The sequence below is a fragment of the Vibrio sp. 10N.222.48.A3 genome (genome assembly GCF_041475345.1).
Classification (GTDB): domain Bacteria; phylum Pseudomonadota; class Gammaproteobacteria; order Enterobacterales; family Vibrionaceae; genus Vibrio; species Vibrio tasmaniensis_A.
The window spans coordinates 1-383 of the sequence record NZ_JBFRVX010001597.1 but is presented as its reverse complement, the minus strand read 5'-3'; the positions used below and the strand labels follow the sequence as shown (position 1 = coordinate 383).

1 pseudogene is annotated in these 383 nt (G+C 44.1%); it reads right to left on the bottom strand.

From position 1 onward, the window contains the following. A pseudogene (fadB, locus tag AB4653_RS27935) lies at nucleotides 1-383 on the bottom strand (fatty acid oxidation complex subunit alpha FadB); the annotation flags it as partial.

Sequence of the window (383 nt, the reverse complement as noted above, 5' to 3'; positions counted from 1 at the left end):
GCTTGTTTCGCTAGGCCTTTGATGTATTGGTCATTAAGGAATAAGCCGACCAATGCTTTCGCTTCTTCAGATTTCGCTAGCTTAACGAAGTGTTTACGCTCGATGTCTAGTGCTGCATCGCGATCGCTACGTGCTGCTTCTTCGATAGCGATAACCGAGGTGATAGGTGCTGGGTAATGAGGCCCTGCTTTTTGAGCAACTAAGCCTTTCGCCATGGTAAAGCTCATCATCGCTTCTAGTTTGCTTAATGAAAGCGCTGATGTTTTTTGTTTACGACGTAGCTGCCAATCGAGTTTTTCATTGGCTGCTAGAGAAACAGTGTTAATCGCTGATTCTAATAGTTGGTCTGTTTCAACAATCGCATCTAACAAGCCAACTTTAAG